The sequence below is a fragment of the Legionella gresilensis genome (assembly GCF_900639865.1).
Classification (GTDB): Bacteria; Pseudomonadota; Gammaproteobacteria; order Legionellales; family Legionellaceae; genus Legionella_C; species Legionella_C gresilensis.
This window is the reverse complement of the sequence record NZ_CAAAHX010000014.1, coordinates 420-16,906: the sequence shown is the minus strand read 5'-3', so window position 1 is coordinate 16,906 and position 16,487 is coordinate 420. Positions and strand designations below refer to the sequence as shown.

Sequence of the window (16,487 nt, the reverse complement as noted above, 5' to 3'; positions counted from 1 at the left end):
GTTTACTCCTTTTTAAAGAAAAGTGCAGTTTCGTTTTCGCCACACTAAAAACCCATATTGGTCTTGGGTGTGGGGCTTAATTTTTCCTGCCTCCCAAGTTAGCGTGCTGTGACCGGATGGATAACAATGCCCACCATCGGCCACTTGATTAACCATTTCATAGCGGTACCGAGACTTAGGCGTGATGGGATAATAATGCGCTTTGCAAATGGCACCTGATGCAGGACTTGAATCAGAAACCAATAATTCACGGTGCATTTTATAATTCATGCGCTCTGTTAAAAGAAGCGCTGTTTGAACAGGTGAGACAGAGGCATTAACATACCCTGTAAGTGGGTAATGTGTGCCTTGGGCACCCGCACACCAAAAAAGACTGTCGATGGGTTTATTGGTAAGCGTTGATGAAAGACTATCAGCCGCACAAGAAGCCGCTGCAATTGAGTTGCCAAATAACACCGACTCAGGGCTTAACACAAAGCTCATTTCTGAATCTTGCCAAGTCGGGTCAAGCTCGGTTAAATAAGCAATATCGAAATCACCTCCTTCTTGACATCCACTTGAAGTAATTAAGTTTAACCAATTAATGAGCGGGTATTTGTACCAATGAACATGAAAGAAAGCGCGCTGCTGACCATTGCCAACGACATGCCGACCCCCTCTAGTAGCATTTGCGCCTAAATTTAATTTTGTTCCTCCAAGATTGACCAAACAATACGGGGTATCGGTCACATCAGTAAGCGCTATGGGCTCCCAAAATCCAATATTCAAACCTAATCGAAAATTTGAGCCACTTAAACAAGCGCCAATAGGACTTGCTGCATTGTCGGTATCAGGCAACGCTGAGTGCACTACCTTGGTGTTGCCAATGGATAAGGGAAACAAGCATCGCCAACACACATCCGTGAGGGGATTTACAAAATGGCCCCTGCATTCTTTAGCATCAGCCAAGCAAACAATGAAAAAACTAAGCACTATGATTATCACTCTAAAGTACATCACCATTCTCCTTAATGGCTTGCTCAACAATGACAAGCTTATTACCTACTCGGTTAACCATGGCAGGCACAGAAGCGATATTAAGTTTTTTAGTGATACTGCCGCCTTGGTCAAAATAAATCGGTGCGTGCAATCGAATTTCCGTGTCGTGAACCTCACCACCGGTTAAGATAAATTTAGGATTTAAGCACTGATTTTTTTGACTCTCGGCCCAATTAATTTGCGCCTTATCATCTGCATTAAAAAATAACCAACAGGGCTTATAATGATGCATGCGCTCTAAAGCATTGATGCGCACTCCTTTACCAAACAATAAACGCCCCGCGCTGTCAGCGATGTCTTGGTTTAAAATAATTTCAGGAATAAAATCGTGCTTGAGCGTCTTTGTAGTACGTAAAAGTTTTAATGCATTGGGTCTATTCGTATGCGCTATCACTGTTTGAATCCAGCGCGTCTTAATTGTTTCTAATTCGCCACTTAAAGCTAAAGCATTTAAGCGCTCTTCTATCAGCATGAGAAAACTTTTTTCAGCAACAGGAAAGACCTCCCCTACCACCCCGAAAGATTTAGCAGCCACATTTCCAGAAAGTATGATAGATAAAATGAAGATGCGCATAATGTTCATGACTTCTTTCTCATGAATTCACTTAATTCATTCACAATCGCTCGCGTGACATCTTCACCACCAGCAAGGGTATTTCTTTGGTCTAAAATGACCACCCGATGACGCTTAGCAAACTGGGTTAAGACTAAGTTCAGGGACGCTTTAAATCGATGTGTTGCAATTTCCACTTGTTTCTCAGTAGCTTCACGTTCTGCTAATTGCCGAATGAACTGACCTTCTGTCGCGTTCTTATCAAAAAAAACGATTCGTTGATAAGAGGTGGAATTCAGGACGTAGAAGGCTACCCAAAATGTTAGAAAAAGGGCGGCTAACAGGCGATAAATCAATCGCATAATTCCTCCCCATAGTATTTTCGTGCAACAAGACTTACGGCCTTTGTCAGTGAGTTACCTTGGCTTAGTAATGATTCAATATCACTAAACTCATCGCCTGAGGTTGAGAAAAGCACCCTTGAAAAAGGGTCACAAAAATAACGATGAAAGGTCGTGACATTACCAAACTGAATCATTAAATTTGAAAAACCTTGTGATTTGGCCTCACCAAACGATTCGATGATTGCAATTTCAAGCGGGCTAAAACGTTTTGGGTGCTCTTCGATATAATCTTTAAAAGCCCCTTGGCGCATAATAATTTTGGTATCACTGCTCGCCCCAATGGCTTGCCCCTGAATGGTCTTGGTTGTATCAGACAGATGTTGGGTAATGACTGCAAAACCGCCCATGTGTTTTCTGGCAGTTCGAAAACCTTGCTCAATAAAGCCTGCGCAAATGGGGTTAGAGCCTGCACCTAAAAAACGCCATGCCTCATCAATGACACATCGCTTTTGGCGCTTTTTATCGGAGTGATAAAATTGCCCTTGGATAATGACAATCATCACAAACATGACAATAGTGAGTAACTCAGGATTTGATTCTAAGGCGCCCATCTCAAGGACGACAAAGTTAGAGCCATTTAAAAGCGGAGTATTGCTGTTAAACATCTTGCCATAAACACCGCGACTGCTGTATTTATCCAAAAGGATTAGCAAGTCTTTAAGGCGTTGGTCATTTTTTGATTCAGGTTTTTTAAGGAGGTGGCGAAGAGCATCTAACACATCATCCATCTTGGCGTGTCTTCCTTGTTTTTTCCAACACAGAAGGACTGCCTCCAAAAGCCATGCTTTTTGCACTTCACTTAAGGCTTCAGTGGGGCTTGCCATAATGGCCAATAAATCACGAATTTGAATGTAATCATTAACCTTCTCACCTTCTAGCTCTGTCACACCTTCAAAATCAAACAAGGTAAAGGGATTTAAAACCAAGGTTGACGCATCAACGTAGCTTCCACCCACTAACTCACATAAATGCTTATAAGAGCCACCTAAATCAATGACAAATATTTGTTGGCCACGAGAAAGCCCATCAAGGATTTGAGCTTGCTCAAAAAATGATTTCCCGGAACCCGAACTTGCAACCGTTAGGCGATTGTAATTGGTGATGGGAAGCGTTCTATCATCAAAGGTGTCCAGATAAAATAACTGATGACGATAGGTAGGCACTAAAAGTCCATTTCTAGCACCCTTAAAATCCGCAACCACGGGTAATAAATTGGCCACGTTCAAATGGCTTAGTTTTTTAGTCATGCCTAAGAGCTCTAAACTTGAAAAGAGCCCTTCTGTCAGCATAAAGGGAAGGCTTCCTAAAAAACGGAGCCATTGTTTGCACCTACTTTGCATCAGTGTAAAACCCAGTTGCCGAAAACTCGCAATGGCTTTTGCGACATGCTCACGCTCGTCTTTTTTTGTGGTATATAAAACTAAATTGTAAAAGGTCGGCAAAAGATGCAACTCGCCTCGAGAAGCCTCATCATGGACGGCTTGCCACTCAACCGCTTCATCGCCAATGGTTGGATTAATAAATGCTTGGACGGCATTGTTATTGGCATGCAATGATTTAGCACGCGCTTTTGCATGCGCTTTCATTTTTTCTTGATTGACGCCGCGAACTGTAAAAGAGAGCAAGAAAGGGCACTGAATACCCTGCTCAGGCTTTAACAAATTAGCGAACAAATCCGGTGTTTGCCAAAGTGCAAAAGGGGCTTTAGGATAACTAACCACCTCACAATTAACAACTCGTGTATCCTGCAAGACCCCTTCTTCATCAGCACGGGAAATATCAATGGCATCATCATGAATTTCAACCACTGTTGTGGGATGTGGAATGGCATCACGAATAAAGGTTTGCTCGTTATCAATTGTCTCCCAGCTTAACTCATTAAAATTAGGCGAAACCAAAGCCCGCATTAATACCTTAAAGTCGCTCACCTCACATCGTGCAAAGCCGAACCCTGCCACTTTGAGTTCCGATTCAAAATCATTGCGAAGGGACGTGAGCTGTTTTTCAACGTCTGCATGACGTGGCCTTGAAATAAAGAGATGGACGCCATAATCACTTAAGCCTGCAGGAATATTGCGCCCATTTTGATAGCCTTTTTTAAGGGCCTTTAAATGGTATTGAAGGCTTAAGCGTGCAAGCTCTGCATAAATGCCGCCTTGGTTTAAAATAGGCTCGTAGTTTTGTGCCAAGGTATGCAAAAGCCAAGGATGTTTGTATAAAAAGACGGTGCAATCAGTGCCTGGGGTAAGCTTATTTTTAAAGATTTGTGCCAAGCTTTTCATCAACGATTCATCAGCGCCTGAGGCAGGCATAAGCATTAATCCAAACCCTAATGAGTTGCAGTTTACAAAAAACCCCTCTTCACTGACCGTTTCATAAGGCAAGAGACTTCTAATGGAGGGTAAATCCATCGTCAACGATTGATGTGCTTTAACATGATTTAAGTGTGATTCAGGTTTAATACCGGATGTCTCGCCAAGTCCATGACTTGCACGGTGCAATAGATGGCGCGCTTTATCACGCCAATTTGTTAAATTTAAGCCCATGAATTATCCCCTGCGTTTTGTCGCACCCAAACCATTTGACCATTGCTTTGTTTGATAATTCGACCTTTTGGTTTTTGCCGTTCCTCGTTTGCTTTCAAAAACCCATTTGCTAAGGGATAAGGTTTCACATCATCGGCAAATCGGGTCATGGCATCGACCTGCTCAATCGTCAAACAACTGTCCCCTGCGGTTGCCTGACAACTGAAATTGGAATTCATCGTGCCGCACCCCGAAAGATGCGAGACAATTAGGATTAAACTGAAATAATATCGCCTCATTGCATGCCTCCTTCCGATTGATTGACAGGATTAAAACGGTCAATTTTTCCGAGCACCTCAGGCGGCACGTTAAAGTTCATCTCAGATGAAGGCTCATCATTAGAAGCAAGAAGGCCTTGTTCGTCTTTTTCTGCTTTTGCTTGTTTTAGTGCATGCGCTCGTTTGTCTTCATCGGGCTCTAAATAAAACCCATCTTTAAAGACAATCGTAACAACATTACCCGAGCCCACTTGAATCACAGGATGGTATTGCTCGGCACGTTTAACGTAATAAGCCGATAAGGTATCCGCCGCTTTAGATGCGCCACCGTATGCTGCAAAAGGTCCGATTTGACCTGAGGGGACAACCGATGTCGCACCATAAGGGCTAATGTTTTGAATGCTTTGAGCATATTGCGCAGCTTGTGCAAGACCCGATAAGGCGCCACTAACACCCGCCCAAGTCATTACTTTATTATCTCGCATTAAAGGCTGGCCCTTAATACCTACCTTGCCATTAAAAAAAACCCAACCGGTGACTTCTTTATCGATAATAGGCTCACCGGGATGCGCGCAAGACAACCGATAAAGAGTTGCAAAAGCACGCTCACTTGAAATATCACCATAAGAGTTAGCACTGACTCGACAACCTTTTAAACGGGAATGCCCGCCATTGGGTAAAGTGCCCTCTTCTAGGAATTTAAAGAGCATAACGCCATTGTTTTTAGACTGACCATTCACCGAGGCATCTGCATCAGCCCCACCTAAAATAACCGCTCTTATCGAGGTATTGGAAGGGACATAATGAGTAGCACTTAAATAAGGTGCGTGGCGCGTTTTAAGAAAACGCTTATGATTTTTAAACGACACGGTGTGAATGCTTGGTGTTGCATCAGAAAGGGTCTGTCCGGCATTCATGAAATTATTTAACGCATACGTGGCAGGCTTATGCCACAGTTTAGGATTTTGCACTTCACTGACTTCAGAAGGTATTTGGTGATTTAATTTCTTAGCCTTTCGCTTTTCTTGATGCGCCAAAATTAGTGCATTCACTTTTGAATTAAGCTCATCTTTTTGAAGCTGCAATTGACGCGCTTGTGCCTCGTCCATGGTTTTAATCATGAGAGCCAGCTCACTCATTTGCTTCTTTAAGGCTTCCAACTCACCTTGCTGAGCAGTTAATGCATTCTCACTTGCAGCCTCTACAAACGATTCATCAACAATGCCTGTTAAATCGAGAGATGATTTGGCAGACGTTGTTTTTTTGGGACGCCCTTCAACCAAGAAACTCACCATGATTATCAAAATAACGACAAGGCTTCCTCCTGCAATAAAAAGCGTTCGAACTTGGTGTGCTTTAACTTGTTTATTCCATTGCCAGTTAGCCATGCTTGACCCCATCAATGCGATAAAGGGTGGCGCGCTCACCCGGGCGAATAGTTTTTTTAGAAATTTTAATGGCAAGCGTTGCAGGCGTTGTAAACCAAGTTTCAGCTAAATCCAGAGGCACTTTGCCGCCGTTATAAAGTTCAATGGTCTCGCCGGTTAACTGTTTTGCCTGCCAAACTTCTTTGGGTAAAAGCGCGAGCCCTTTTGACCAACGCGCTACTTTGCCAAATTGGCGCCTGACTTTAACGTCAGCTAACGGCTTTTGTTGTTCCATGTGGTCAAGCATGGCAAGAATAACCTCAGGTACCGTCGATTGCCCTCTTCCTTTCACATCTCGTTTTACCTGCGTGGAAGCACTTTTTGTAATCGGTTGTTGCTGAAATTGAAGTTCAATGGTTTTACCTAAAGAAGCCTCCCCACTTAACGTTGCTGAAAAATGACGTCCTGCTTCTGTGGTTAAAAACAGCGTAAACGGCTGACTTGCGGCAAGCATGACGTAAACTGAACCATCTTGCTCATCACGTTTGATAGCCATGCTATTAGGCGGAAAGACGGCTTCTATAATTTTGTCATTTTTAACGACAATCCGATTGTAATTAGTTTGACTTAACGCCAGAGCAATATCGGTGTTGTCTTGAAGCAATTGTGAATTTTCGGCAAGCACGGTCGTTGATAAAAAGACAAGCGCCATGGCTGTTAATTTACACATCCTCTTTCTCCCTAAGCGTTACGAATTTAACAATGGATAGACGACTATCTTGATACTTAAACTGCAACAAATAAGACCTGTGCTCATCACTTAACGCTTGAAAACCGACATAGCGCTTCAATACGCCTGTTACAATGGCTGATAATTGATTAGGATTGGTTTTAATGTGGGTGATGTTAAAGACAGAAGACATCTTCTTGGCTTTAATAACGCTTGCTTCATTCATTAAACGTTTAAGCATCTTGGAATAGTGCTCGTGACTTACAAAAGAAAGCAGGCGCTTGTGATTAGCATCCACCGTTTCAGGACTCACATTCAAACGCTCATTGATAAAATTCTCAGTCATTAAACTTAGATAATGCGCATCAACAGAGGTGGCTGATTTAAGGTAACTTAAGCTGCCTGAGAACGGTGTGATTTCAACCGTATGGTGATTCCACGTCCTAAAAAGAAATGTTGATAACAGCACGTTTGACACCAATAGCCCAAACACCAAACACACCATCAGATTAAATCGTGCAGACAACTGACTTAATCGGCTTTGATGGCTTTTAAAATCCATGTCTCTCTCCTTAAGCCACATAAAGGCGACAATGTGATGGCGGCAATTGCGGCAAAAAAAATTGAGTTAAAAATCCCGGCAAATACCAATAAGCAAGGACTAAAAGCGCTTTAGGGCCATCCCCTTTTTTTAAATAGCGAAGACTACTTAAAAGTGCTAAGCCAAATAAGGACACCAATATTTTTTGACTGCTAATAACAAGCAACATAAAACCCAGGCTTGCAACCACAAACTCATCAAACGTAAGCGTTAAGAGCCTTTTAGGCGCATCAATATGATGTAGAAACTGATAGGTCATATGACTCATCACCCTCTCCCTTAAAATACAAATGTCTTAAGTAAAAAAGCGGGAATAAAAGCAACGGCGGTCACGCCCACAAAGACCATGGGGTTTTTACTTTTAACAGCCATAGCGGTTGCAAGAATAATGTCGACTAAAATAAACACTTTCCAAAACATTGAGCCACTTCCTAATGAGTCTTTGACATCCCCTTCTAACGCTTTGGCCAATAAGTCATTAGCAAGCGCACTGTTTGAAAGCAAAAGAACAAGCCATGACAAGCTTCCTTTTTGTAACAGACCGACCATTTTTTTACGCATTTTTATTACTCCTTGTCTTTTTTTGGTTGCAGAAATCCCTTAAGCGTTTTAGCGCTTAATTGTTAATCATTTAATCTTTGTAACTAGTTAGAATTAAGGGATGATGCTAGGTATAAATGACGTTTTTCATTGTCTATTTCCTTATTAGGTTTTAACGCATCTCTTACAATTTAATCGCACTAACGAGCACGTCATTATTCTTTGAATAATGAGACATCTCGCTTTGAAGCGCATTCATTTTTAACTGCGCCTTTTTGACGATTAACTCAAATTGCTCACGCGTTTTGTGATGCACGTTTGCATCCGTTAACAATCGCTGAAAGTGAATGGCTTCTGCACGAACCTCATCCAATTCCTTTTTTAAATGGTTCAACGTTGAGTGTGTTGCCTCTTCTGCTTTAATCACCATCTCAGCAGGCCTTTGCCATTCACCGCGTAAAATGACCGCGCGTATTGCATTTAACTTTCGTCCAAAATCTTGTCTGCACGCGGTAAAGTGTTTGGGGTTTAACAAGCAATAGCTAATTTCATCAATAAGCTTTTCCGCTCCAGAAACATTAAGTGCCCTCACCATTGCTTCAATTCGCTTTTGTTGGTTAACGCTCAACTCACTACCAATGACTGAATCGCTTGCTGGTAAAAAATTAATGGTTTGTTTGCCACATGTTGTAGCTTCTTTTTCTTTTTCTTTAATTGGCTTATTTTTATCAGAAAAAGCCGCAGCAGTTTTCTTATGATTTAATTGCGTGTTGGATAAGGGTTTATTGCTTGCTGCTTTTTTAGTTAATAAATTATTAGTATTCTTATTACTTAGTAGTGTTGGATTGTCCGACGTCGGGTTTTCAGGCGCCGGTTTATTAGGCCGAGGCGCTACCGAAGACGTGTTTTCAGTCTTTGGTGTTTCAACCTCCCTATCTAATTGCGGCATCTCATAAACAATGTATTCCAATCCTTCGAATCTGCCAGAGGTGCTTCTACAGGTTGATTTAGAAATGTAGCCTGCTCGTTCTAGCTCATCTAATAAACTTCGAACTGCATCTCGACCGTTGGTTGCTCTGTTTTTTAAGTCAGCCACTTTTACCCGCCAATCATCAGGCATCGACATTAAATAAGCATGCAGCCCTTTTGCACCCCATGAAAGATGACTATCCTGCAAACAGGTTTTATCGAGAATGACAAAGTTTTGTTGTTTTTTATGTATTCGAAGGACAGACATCGTGAACTTCCATTTCAATTTTTTCTAGACCATGCTCATGCGGTACGGTTTGATTTAATTCAGAGATGGAACGAAATCGCGATAAGTGATCTTCAAGACGAAGTGCCGCTTCAGGAATTTTTTTTCGGCCTGAACGACCGCAGGATTCGGTTAGTAATTGATTAGCTCTCTCAGATAATTGAAAAGAGATATAAACCTTAGGGTATTTTTTATTGTTTTCCGATTTCAATTTTATTTCCTATCAAAGTTTTTTTCTAAAAACTTTTATTGTTTGATCTAACAAACATCCGTTTCATAGGTGTTACAAAATAAAATATAACGTATGAAAAAACTTATTTTGTCAATTCAATGATACATTGTCAAGGGAAATGTTACATTAATGAGACAATTTTATTGCTTATATTTTTAGTTAATCCGGCTAGAATAATTATTGAGATGGAACAATAGAGATAATTTATTAAAAAAAATTCATTTTGATAAAAAATTAAATTTAAAGGAATATAAAACATGAAGAAGGAGTAAAGGTATAAGTGATAAAATAGAATTCTATTAAAATTACTGTTATATAACTTCTGTCTTAGTTTTTTTATATATATAAAAAGTAAATTTGAGCAATTTATAGAAATAATAAATGTAATTACATTGCTTGTAATAATTTCTATATACAAATTATTAAATGCTAATGCTTTCCTATCACCTTCGACTAGAGGTAAGTTTACTATTAGATAATAGTAGGTAATAAATGTAATTAGCACTATTAAAGAACATAAAATAATATTATTTGTTTCCTTTTGATCAAGCCGTCTAATTATTTCAAAAAAAGATGAAATTACAAAAGGAAGCATAATTATTTCGCCTTTAACTTCAAAAGCTGTTTGGAAAATATGGAATGGGATATTTAAAGAGGATAATAAAATGGAAGTAAAAATCGAACTTAAGAAAATACCAATATAAAAGCTCCAAGTTATATTGAATTTATCTTTTCTTAAGATTTCTCCTTTAAGATTCTCTCCCGAAAGAGAAAAACCTATTGATAACGCATCCTGATACTGAAGTGCGGCTAATATCTTTTGGTTTCTAAATAATTCAGAAGCAGGAAGAAGGATTTCTTTTTCTACTCCTTGTATTCTAACTCTTAATATTTCCTCCTTTCCGCTAAAATTACGACCTACAATTTTTAAAAATGAATTTAATTTGTGAGTTAAAAAATTATCTGAAATAGAAATATAATCTCTATTTTCTTTTACTCGTTTTCCTGAAAAGTTATTAAACAATATTCCAATAATACATAAATCAATTGGACTTAAGTGGGTAAGCGCTTTCTTTTCTTTCAGTAAATCCTTTATTAAGACGCCAGAAACAGCCCTTTTATTTCTAATTTTTAAAATTAATTTTGTAGCTTTTTCTTTTTTATCATAATAATAGCCATCTATTTTAATTGTATATTTTTCTTGATTATTTTTAATTAGCTTGAGCAGGTTCATGGATTTTCTCAATTTTGAATATTTCTTGATAGATATTTGTAATAATTTGCTCAATATCATTACATCTAATTATATTTGCTATTGGTAAGTCACACTTAATAGTAAATACTTTCTTACCAAACTGCAGTCCATAAGCAATTTCTGACATAGTTCCATTTCCCCCTCCTATGGCTATTAAGCAAAAAGAGGAAGAAACTATAACAGCATTTCTAGCAAACCCTATCCCCGAAGATAGTGGGATACTGACATATTGATTAGCTTTTTCGATTGTTGACTCAGGCAGTATTCCAATGCTTATACCATTGCATTCACTCATCCCTTTACAAACTGCTTCCATTATACCTGCCCTACCCCCACAAACTACTATTACACCTAATTTAGATAAGAGCCTTCCTATTTCTAAAGCAATTTGATATTGAGCTTCATCTGGAGAGCCAGTCCCTATTACTCCTATAGGAACTATAAGTCGATAGGAGGTTTTCTGTAGATTTTTTATAGCATCATAAGCAGATAATTTAATTAATGAATTTGGAATCTTATTTGTTTCAACCCAATGTTTTTTTCTCAAATCAAATTTTTTATTATTTAAGTAAAAATCATCAGTACTAATATCATAAAACATAGATATTCCCTTTATAATTAAAAGAAGGCCGCAAAAATCGACATATATATATATTTAATGGGGTGGCTAACACTTCAAATAAAATTTTATACATATATGAAGCTAAAGCTAGGGGTAAAATTTCTTTGAAAGTGTAAGCTCCGTACCAAGAAATTAAAACAGCAACAACTTGAAAAAAAGCTTCACCAATTGCTGTTGATGAGATAAATCGTATTGCCAAAAATTTTCTATCAAATGCTAATTTTAGCTTATCTAAAATATAGTTATTTATTGTTCCACCAATTAGTAAAGATATAATAAAGGAGAAAGCATGTCTTGGCAGTGTTGAAGCTACAACACGAAATGTGGCATCAGAATTTATAAATTTTGATAGAATCCATAACTGAAAAACGAAAAGTAAAAAAACAAAAAGACTTACATTTAACATCTTTCTAGTATTCACATACCCATAGATTTCTGTGCTTATATCCTGAATAAAAAATACAACTGGAATAAAAAATAAACCACCTGTAATTTGAAAATGATAGGAATAATTATCTAAATTAATATTAATTATTCTTGAAGTTAATATCATGCCTATAAGAATGCTGCCTATATGAAAAAGGCTTAGCGAATAATAATAAAAGTCTTTTTTGTTATTTATGTAATTCATTTCAAAAGATCAATTAACTAATTATAGTTACATCTGGTTTCTATAACTGAGCCAATGATTTTATCATTACTTTGGACTTCAATAGAGGGAAAAATGGGATTTAGCGCTTTTAAAATTTTATATTGGCCATCTATTATTAACTGTCTAAATATAATTTCATCTCTGTCATGAATATGAGTTAATACGAAAGACCTATTTATTGGTTTTTTTTCTGGGTCAATAATTAAGAGAGTACCTATTTCAAAATTAGGCCACATAGAATCACTATTTACTTTTACACAAAATAGGTTTGTTCCNTCCTTAGATTCTAATCCAGCCGTTACTATTGTAGGTGTAGTAGCTTATGTCATGTTGCCCATAAGTTTAATTGTATATTTTTCGTGATTATTATTAATTAGCTTGAGCAGGTTCATTGATTTTCTCAATTTTGAATATTTCCTGATAGATATTTGTAATAATTTGCTCAATATCATTACATTTAATTATATTAGCTATGGGTAAATCACATTTAATAGTAAATACTTTCTTACCAAATTGAAGTCCATAAGCAATTTCTGACATAGTTCCATTCCCCCCCTCCTATGGCTATTAAGCAAAAAGAGGAAGAAACTATAACAGCATTTCTAGCAAACCCTATCCCCGAAGATAGTGGGATACTGACATATTGATTAGCTTTTTCGATTGTTGACTCAGGCAGTATTCCAATGCTTATACCATTGCATTCACTCATCCCTTTACAAACTGCTTCCATTATACCTGCCCTACCCCCACAAACTACTATTACACCTAATTTAGATAAGAGCCTTCCTATTTCTAAAGCAATTTGATATTGAGCTTCATCTGGAGAGCCAGTCCCTATTACTCCTATAGGAACTATAAGTCGATAGGAGGTTTTCTGTAGATTTTTTATAGCATCATAAGCAGATAATTTAATTAACGAATTTGGAATATTATTTGTTTCAACCCAATGTTTGCTGTTCAAATCAAACTTTTTATTATTTAAATAATACTCATTGGTGCGAGTGTCATAAAGCATAGATATTCCCATTAGAATTAAAAGAAGGTCGCAAAAATCGACATATAGATATGTTTAGTGGAGTGGCTAACACTTCAAATAAGATTTTATATAGATAAGAAGTTAGAGCTAAAGGTAAAATTTCTTTAAAAGTGTATGCTCCATACCAAGGGATTAAAACCGCAACAACTTGAAAAAATCTTCACCAATTGCGGTTGATGAAATAAAGCGTATTGCTAAAAACTTTCTATCAAATGCTAATTTCAACTTATCTAAAATATAGTTATTTATTGTTCCACCAATTAGTAAAGATATAATAAAGGAGAAAGCATGTCTTGGCAGTGTTGAAGCTACAACACGAAATGTGGCATCAGAATTTATAAATTTTGATAGAATCCATAACTGAAAAACGAAAAGTAAAAAAACAAAAAGACTTACATTTAACATCTTTCTAGTATTCACATACCCATAGATTTCTGTGCTTATATCCTGAATAAAAAATACAACTGGAATAAAAAATAAACCACCTGTAATTTGAAAATGATAGGAATAATTATCTAAATTAATATTAATTATTCTTGAAGTTAATATCATGCCTATAAGAATGCTGCCTATATGAAAAAGGCTTAGCGAATAATAATAAAAGTCTTTTTTGTTATTTATGTAATTCATTTCAAAAGATCAATTAACTAATTATAGTTACATCTGGTTTCTATAACTGAGCCAATGATTTTATCATTACTTTGGACTTCAATAGAGGGAAAAATGGGATTTAGCGCTTTTAAAATTTTATATTGGCCATCTATTATTAACTGTCTAAATATAATTTCATCTCTGTCATGAATATGAGTTAATACGAAAGACCTATTTATTGGTTTTTTTTCTGGGTCAATAATTAAGAGAGTACCTATTTCAAAATTAGGCCACATAGAATCACTATTTACTTTTACACAAAATAGGTTTGTTCCGTTACATATATCAGTCGTAACCCATTCCTTATGATTTTCGGGCTTTAAGTTACTGATTATCTTCGACCATAACCGAGTCTCAGACCAATCAATTATAGGAATCCTTAAAATAGAACTCGAGCTTTGGCTAACCTTATGATTAAAATTAACAGGCTGTTTGCCCAATAGCTGATCTACAGAAATATTAAAATAATTAGCGATAGCGTCTAGAGTTGAAGCTTTAGGATCAGGAGTTTTTCCAGTTGTAAGCCTGTTTATAGTAGCTCTAGGTAAATTGACCTTCCTACTAAGTTCAGCTTCAGTTAAATTATATGCTTTGAGCAGCTGAGTAAGGACATCACTAAGTTCAAAAAAAACAGTGCTCATATTTCAACCATATAATTTTTCTTTATTTCAATTTATGATAATTGCTATAAATTTAATCTTAACAAAAAGAAAATTTACTCGCAATTTCGCTACAATAATACATGGATTTTATAAATAGAGCTAAATTTCTCTATAGATATACAATTGAAATTGTAGGCTGCATTTAATAAATATATTATATAACTTTAAGTTATAAACTATATAAAGATATTTTGCATGCTGACCTGCTAAAATCTATACCCATTTAAGATATATTGATGTGTTGAGGAAAATAATTTAATGATTGAAAAAATTGTTTCTGGAGGACAAACTGGTGTTGATAGTGCTGCGCTTGATGCAGCTATTTGTATGTCTATACCTTATGGCGGGTGGTGTCCAAAAGGCCGTATAGATGAACTTGGAATAATTCCTAGCAAATATAGTAGCTTAATAGAGATCACGGGAAATTTTAATACTGAAAAAGAAAACTATGCTGCAAGAACAAAAGCCAATATAAAAGATTCTGATNCATTCCCCCCCTCCTATGGCTATTAAGCAAAAAGAGGAAGAAACTATAACAGCATTTCTAGCAAACCCTATCCCCGAAGATAGTGGGATACTGACATATTGATTAGCTTTTTCGATTGTTGACTCAGGCAGTATTCCAATGCTTATACCATTGCATTCACTCATCCCTTTACAAACTGCTTCCATTATACCTGCCCTACCCCCACAAACTACTATTACACCTAATTTAGATAAGAGCCTTCCTATTTCTAAAGCAATTTGATATTGAGCTTCATCTGGAGAGCCAGTCCCTATTACTCCTATAGGAACTATAAGTCGATAGGAGGTTTTCTGTAGATTTTTTATAGCATCATAAGCAGATAATTTAATTAACGAATTTGGAATATTATTTGTTTCAACCCAATGTTTGCTGTTCAAATCAAACTTTTTATTATTTAAATAATACTCATTGGTGCGAGTGTCATAAAGCATAGATATTCCCATTAGAATTAAAAGAAGGTCGCAAAAATCGACATATAGATATGTTTAGTGGAGTGGCTAACACTTCAAATAAGATTTTATATAGATAAGAAGTTAGAGCTAAAGGTAAAATTTCTTTAAAAGTGTATGCTCCATACCAAGGGATTAAAACCGCAACAACTTGAAAAAATCTTCACCAATTGCGGTTGATGAAATAAAGCGTATTGCTAAAAACTTTCTATCAAATGCTAATTTCAACTTATCTAAAATATAGTTATTTATTGTTCCACCAATTATAAGTGATATAACAAAGGAGAAAGCATGTCTTGGCAATGTTGATGCTACAACTTGAAATGTAGCGTCAGAACTTATAAATTTTGATAGAACCCATAATTGAAAAACGAAAAGTAAAAAGATAAAGAGACTTACATTTAACATTCTTCTAGTATTCACATACCCATAAATTTCTGTACTTATATCTTGAATAAAAAAAAACTGGAATAAAAAATAGGCCTCCAGTAATTTGGAAATGATAATAATTAGATAACTTAATATCAATTATTCTTGATGTTAAGGTCATGCTTATAAGAATACTACTTATATGGAATATAGTTAGCAAATAATAATAAAAATCTTTTGATCTATTTAAACACTTCATTTAGTTATAAGAATAATTATTTAAAAATTACATCTAGCTTCAACGACTGAGCCTATAATCTTATCATTAGTTTGAAGTTCTACAGGAGGGAAAATTGGATTTAATGCTTTTAAAATTTTATATTGTCCATCTATTATTAGCTGTCTAAATATTACCTCATCTTTTTCATAAATGTGCGCCAATATAAATGCTCTATTTACAGGGGCTTTCTCTGGATCAACTATTAAAGGGTATCTTTTTCGAAATTAGGCCACATAGATTCACTATTTACTCTTACACAAAATAAATTTTTTCCACTTGATAAATCTGTTGTGATCCATTGTGTATGATTTTCAGGCTTTAATTTACTAGTTATCTTCGACCACAAACGCGTCTCAGGCCAATCAATTATAGGGATCCTTAAAATAGAATTTGCTCTTTGGCTAACCTCCTGATTAAAATTAACAGGCTGTTTGCCCAATAGCTGATCTACAGAAATATTAA

General features: G+C 36.5%; 25 protein-coding genes. 1 reads left to right on the top strand and 24 read right to left on the bottom strand.

What is annotated here, in order from left to right:
* Nucleotides 1-12 precede the first annotated feature (12 nt).
* The 20 genes from traU to E1P04_RS14520 all read right to left on the bottom strand — a co-directional run bounded on the left by traU (nucleotide 13) and on the right by E1P04_RS14520 (nucleotide 14,380).
* Entirely contained in the window at nucleotides 13-996 is a 984-nt protein-coding gene (gene traU, locus E1P04_RS14610; protein WP_131783641.1) for a conjugal transfer pilus assembly protein TraU, read from the bottom strand.
* On the bottom strand, nucleotides 986-1,612 hold the full coding sequence (traW, locus tag E1P04_RS14605; RefSeq protein WP_242604482.1) for a type-F conjugative transfer system protein TraW: 627 nt from the start codon (nucleotides 1,610-1,612) through the stop codon (nucleotides 986-988). The genes traU and traW overlap by 11 nt, the downstream gene beginning before the upstream one ends.
* 5 nt (nucleotides 1,613-1,617) lie before the next feature.
* Entirely contained in the window at nucleotides 1,618-1,953 is a 336-nt protein-coding gene (locus E1P04_RS14600; RefSeq protein ID WP_131783639.1) for a TrbI F-type domain-containing protein, read from the bottom strand.
* On the bottom strand, nucleotides 1,944-4,541 hold the full coding sequence (traC, locus tag E1P04_RS14595; protein WP_131783638.1) for a type IV secretion system protein TraC: 2,598 nt from the start codon (nucleotides 4,539-4,541) through the stop codon (nucleotides 1,944-1,946). Before traC ends, E1P04_RS14600 begins: the two co-directional genes overlap by 10 nt.
* Nucleotides 4,532-4,690 carry a hypothetical protein gene (locus E1P04_RS18120; protein ID WP_242604481.1) on the bottom strand — a complete coding sequence of 53 codons (159 nt, stop codon included), beginning with the start codon at nucleotides 4,688-4,690 and terminating at the stop codon, nucleotides 4,532-4,534. The genes traC and E1P04_RS18120 overlap by 10 nt, the downstream gene beginning before the upstream one ends.
* A 125-nt stretch (nucleotides 4,691-4,815) precedes the next feature.
* On the bottom strand, nucleotides 4,816-6,186 hold the full coding sequence (locus E1P04_RS14585; RefSeq protein ID WP_131783636.1) for a TraB/TrbI/VirB10 family type IV secretion system protein: 1,371 nt from the start codon (nucleotides 6,184-6,186) through the stop codon (nucleotides 4,816-4,818).
* Nucleotides 6,179-6,895 (bottom strand): type-F conjugative transfer system secretin TraK, encoded by a 717-nt coding sequence (gene traK / locus E1P04_RS14580; RefSeq protein WP_131783635.1) that lies wholly within the window; start codon nucleotides 6,893-6,895, stop codon nucleotides 6,179-6,181. The genes E1P04_RS14585 and traK overlap by 8 nt, the downstream gene beginning before the upstream one ends.
* Nucleotides 6,888-7,457, bottom strand: coding sequence for a type IV conjugative transfer system protein TraE (gene traE / locus E1P04_RS14575; protein ID WP_131783634.1), 570 nt, complete (start codon nucleotides 7,455-7,457; stop codon nucleotides 6,888-6,890). Before traE ends, traK begins: the two co-directional genes overlap by 8 nt.
* Nucleotides 7,458-7,467: 10 nt before the next feature.
* Nucleotides 7,468-7,764 carry a type IV conjugative transfer system protein TraL gene (gene traL, locus E1P04_RS14570; protein ID WP_131783633.1) on the bottom strand — a complete coding sequence of 99 codons (297 nt, stop codon included), beginning with the start codon at nucleotides 7,762-7,764 and terminating at the stop codon, nucleotides 7,468-7,470.
* 11 nt (nucleotides 7,765-7,775) lie between these two features.
* Nucleotides 7,776-8,057 carry a hypothetical protein gene (locus tag E1P04_RS14565; RefSeq protein ID WP_242604480.1) on the bottom strand — a complete coding sequence of 94 codons (282 nt, stop codon included), beginning with the start codon at nucleotides 8,055-8,057 and terminating at the stop codon, nucleotides 7,776-7,778.
* Nucleotides 8,058-8,220: 163 nt separating this feature from the next.
* The gene (locus E1P04_RS14560; protein WP_131783631.1) at nucleotides 8,221-9,273 is read right to left on the bottom strand and encodes a replication protein; all 1,053 of its coding nucleotides are present in this window, start codon (nucleotides 9,271-9,273) and stop codon (nucleotides 8,221-8,223) included.
* Nucleotides 9,251-9,502, bottom strand: a complete 252-nt coding sequence (locus E1P04_RS14555) for a TraY domain-containing protein (protein ID WP_131783630.1) — start codon at nucleotides 9,500-9,502, stop codon at nucleotides 9,251-9,253. The genes E1P04_RS14560 and E1P04_RS14555 overlap by 23 nt, the downstream gene beginning before the upstream one ends.
* A 142-nt stretch (nucleotides 9,503-9,644) precedes the next feature.
* Nucleotides 9,645-10,757: a hypothetical protein gene (locus E1P04_RS14550; protein WP_131783629.1), complete on the bottom strand. Its 1,113-nt coding sequence runs from the start codon at nucleotides 10,755-10,757 to the stop codon at nucleotides 9,645-9,647.
* On the bottom strand, nucleotides 10,735-11,379 hold the full coding sequence (locus E1P04_RS14545) for a TIGR00725 family protein (protein ID WP_131783628.1): 645 nt from the start codon (nucleotides 11,377-11,379) through the stop codon (nucleotides 10,735-10,737). The genes E1P04_RS14550 and E1P04_RS14545 overlap by 23 nt, the downstream gene beginning before the upstream one ends.
* Nucleotides 11,369-12,031, bottom strand: a complete 663-nt coding sequence (locus E1P04_RS14540; protein WP_131783627.1) for a queuosine precursor transporter — start codon at nucleotides 12,029-12,031, stop codon at nucleotides 11,369-11,371. The genes E1P04_RS14545 and E1P04_RS14540 overlap by 11 nt, the downstream gene beginning before the upstream one ends.
* 17 nt (nucleotides 12,032-12,048) lie before the next feature.
* Nucleotides 12,049-12,357 (bottom strand): S24 family peptidase, encoded by a 309-nt coding sequence (locus tag E1P04_RS14535; protein WP_282433132.1) that lies wholly within the window; start codon nucleotides 12,355-12,357, stop codon nucleotides 12,049-12,051.
* Nucleotides 12,358-12,421: 64 nt separating this feature from the next.
* A complete protein-coding gene (locus tag E1P04_RS17710; RefSeq protein WP_165482800.1) occupies nucleotides 12,422-12,592 on the bottom strand; it encodes a hypothetical protein in 171 nt (56 codons plus the stop codon).
* A complete protein-coding gene (locus E1P04_RS14530; RefSeq protein ID WP_165482799.1) occupies nucleotides 12,558-13,067 on the bottom strand; it encodes a TIGR00725 family protein in 510 nt (169 codons plus the stop codon). Before E1P04_RS14530 ends, E1P04_RS17710 begins: the two co-directional genes overlap by 35 nt.
* A gap of 153 nt (nucleotides 13,068-13,220) precedes the next feature.
* Nucleotides 13,221-13,718, bottom strand: a complete 498-nt coding sequence (locus E1P04_RS14525; protein ID WP_131783624.1) for a VUT family protein — start codon at nucleotides 13,716-13,718, stop codon at nucleotides 13,221-13,223.
* 17 nt (nucleotides 13,719-13,735) lie between these two features.
* Complete coding sequence (locus E1P04_RS14520; protein ID WP_131783623.1) at nucleotides 13,736-14,380, bottom strand: helix-turn-helix domain-containing protein; 645 nt, start codon at nucleotides 14,378-14,380, stop codon at nucleotides 13,736-13,738.
* Between the two features lie 279 nt (nucleotides 14,381-14,659).
* On the opposite strand from E1P04_RS14520, the gene E1P04_RS14515 reads away from it, so the two are divergent.
* Nucleotides 14,660-14,914, top strand: coding sequence for a YpsA SLOG family protein (locus E1P04_RS14515; RefSeq protein ID WP_131783622.1), 255 nt, complete (start codon nucleotides 14,660-14,662; stop codon nucleotides 14,912-14,914).
* Here E1P04_RS14515 and E1P04_RS18405 read toward each other — a convergent pair.
* The 4 genes from E1P04_RS18405 to E1P04_RS17910 form a co-directional block, all read right to left on the bottom strand.
* Complete coding sequence (locus tag E1P04_RS18405) at nucleotides 14,807-15,358, bottom strand: TIGR00725 family protein (RefSeq protein ID WP_165482798.1); 552 nt, start codon at nucleotides 15,356-15,358, stop codon at nucleotides 14,807-14,809. The two genes, E1P04_RS14515 and E1P04_RS18405, sit on opposite strands and share 108 nt — an antisense overlap.
* Before the next feature lie 153 nt (nucleotides 15,359-15,511).
* Nucleotides 15,512-15,904, bottom strand: coding sequence for a VUT family protein (locus tag E1P04_RS18400; RefSeq protein WP_131783620.1), 393 nt, complete (start codon nucleotides 15,902-15,904; stop codon nucleotides 15,512-15,514).
* Nucleotides 15,905-16,024: 120 nt separating this feature from the next.
* Nucleotides 16,025-16,186 carry a LexA family transcriptional regulator gene (locus E1P04_RS18395; RefSeq protein ID WP_427853454.1) on the bottom strand — a complete coding sequence of 54 codons (162 nt, stop codon included), beginning with the start codon at nucleotides 16,184-16,186 and terminating at the stop codon, nucleotides 16,025-16,027.
* Between the two features lie 41 nt (nucleotides 16,187-16,227).
* On the bottom strand, nucleotides 16,228-16,487 hold a 260-nt coding region (locus E1P04_RS17910), incomplete at its 5' end, for a hypothetical protein (RefSeq protein WP_207386038.1).

Excerpts from the sequence above, each read along its gene's own strand:
- traK (WP_131783635.1), bottom strand. The coding sequence starts at position 6,895 with ATGTGTAAATTAACAGCCATGGCGCTTGTCTTTTTATCAACGACCGTG.
- E1P04_RS18120 (WP_242604481.1), bottom strand. The coding sequence starts at position 4,690 with ATGACCCGATTTGCCGATGATGTGAAACCTTATCCCTTAGCAAATGGG.
- traC (WP_131783638.1), bottom strand. The coding sequence starts at position 4,541 with ATGGGCTTAAATTTAACAAATTGGCGTGATAAAGCGCGCCATCTATTG.
- E1P04_RS17710 (WP_165482800.1), bottom strand. The coding sequence starts at position 12,592 with ATGTCAGAAATTGCTTATGGACTTCAATTTGGTAAGAAAGTATTTACT.
- traE (WP_131783634.1), bottom strand. The coding sequence starts at position 7,457 with ATGGATTTTAAAAGCCATCAAAGCCGATTAAGTCAGTTGTCTGCACGA.
- E1P04_RS14530 (WP_165482799.1), bottom strand. The coding sequence starts at position 13,067 with ATGCTTTATGACACTCGCACCAATGAGTATTATTTAAATAATAAAAAG.
- E1P04_RS14520 (WP_131783623.1), bottom strand. The coding sequence starts at position 14,380 with ATGAGCACTGTTTTTTTTGAACTTAGTGATGTCCTTACTCAGCTGCTC.
- E1P04_RS14525 (WP_131783624.1), bottom strand. The coding sequence starts at position 13,718 with ATGAATTACATAAATAACAAAAAAGACTTTTATTATTATTCGCTAAGC.
- E1P04_RS14560 (WP_131783631.1), bottom strand. The coding sequence starts at position 9,273 with ATGTCTGTCCTTCGAATACATAAAAAACAACAAAACTTTGTCATTCTC.
- traW (WP_242604482.1), bottom strand. The coding sequence starts at position 1,612 with ATGCGCATCTTCATTTTATCTATCATACTTTCTGGAAATGTGGCTGCT.
- E1P04_RS14540 (WP_131783627.1), bottom strand. The coding sequence starts at position 12,031 with ATGAATTACATAAATAACAAAAAAGACTTTTATTATTATTCGCTAAGC.
- E1P04_RS14565 (WP_242604480.1), bottom strand. The coding sequence starts at position 8,057 with ATGCGTAAAAAAATGGTCGGTCTGTTACAAAAAGGAAGCTTGTCATGG.
- traL (WP_131783633.1), bottom strand. The coding sequence starts at position 7,764 with ATGAGTCATATGACCTATCAGTTTCTACATCATATTGATGCGCCTAAA.
- traU (WP_131783641.1), bottom strand. The coding sequence starts at position 996 with ATGTACTTTAGAGTGATAATCATAGTGCTTAGTTTTTTCATTGTTTGC.
- E1P04_RS14585 (WP_131783636.1), bottom strand. The coding sequence starts at position 6,186 with ATGGCTAACTGGCAATGGAATAAACAAGTTAAAGCACACCAAGTTCGA.
- E1P04_RS14550 (WP_131783629.1), bottom strand. The coding sequence starts at position 10,757 with ATGAACCTGCTCAAGCTAATTAAAAATAATCAAGAAAAATATACAATT.
- E1P04_RS14545 (WP_131783628.1), bottom strand. The coding sequence starts at position 11,379 with ATGTTTTATGATATTAGTACTGATGATTTTTACTTAAATAATAAAAAA.
- E1P04_RS14600 (WP_131783639.1), bottom strand. The coding sequence starts at position 1,953 with ATGCGATTGATTTATCGCCTGTTAGCCGCCCTTTTTCTAACATTTTGG.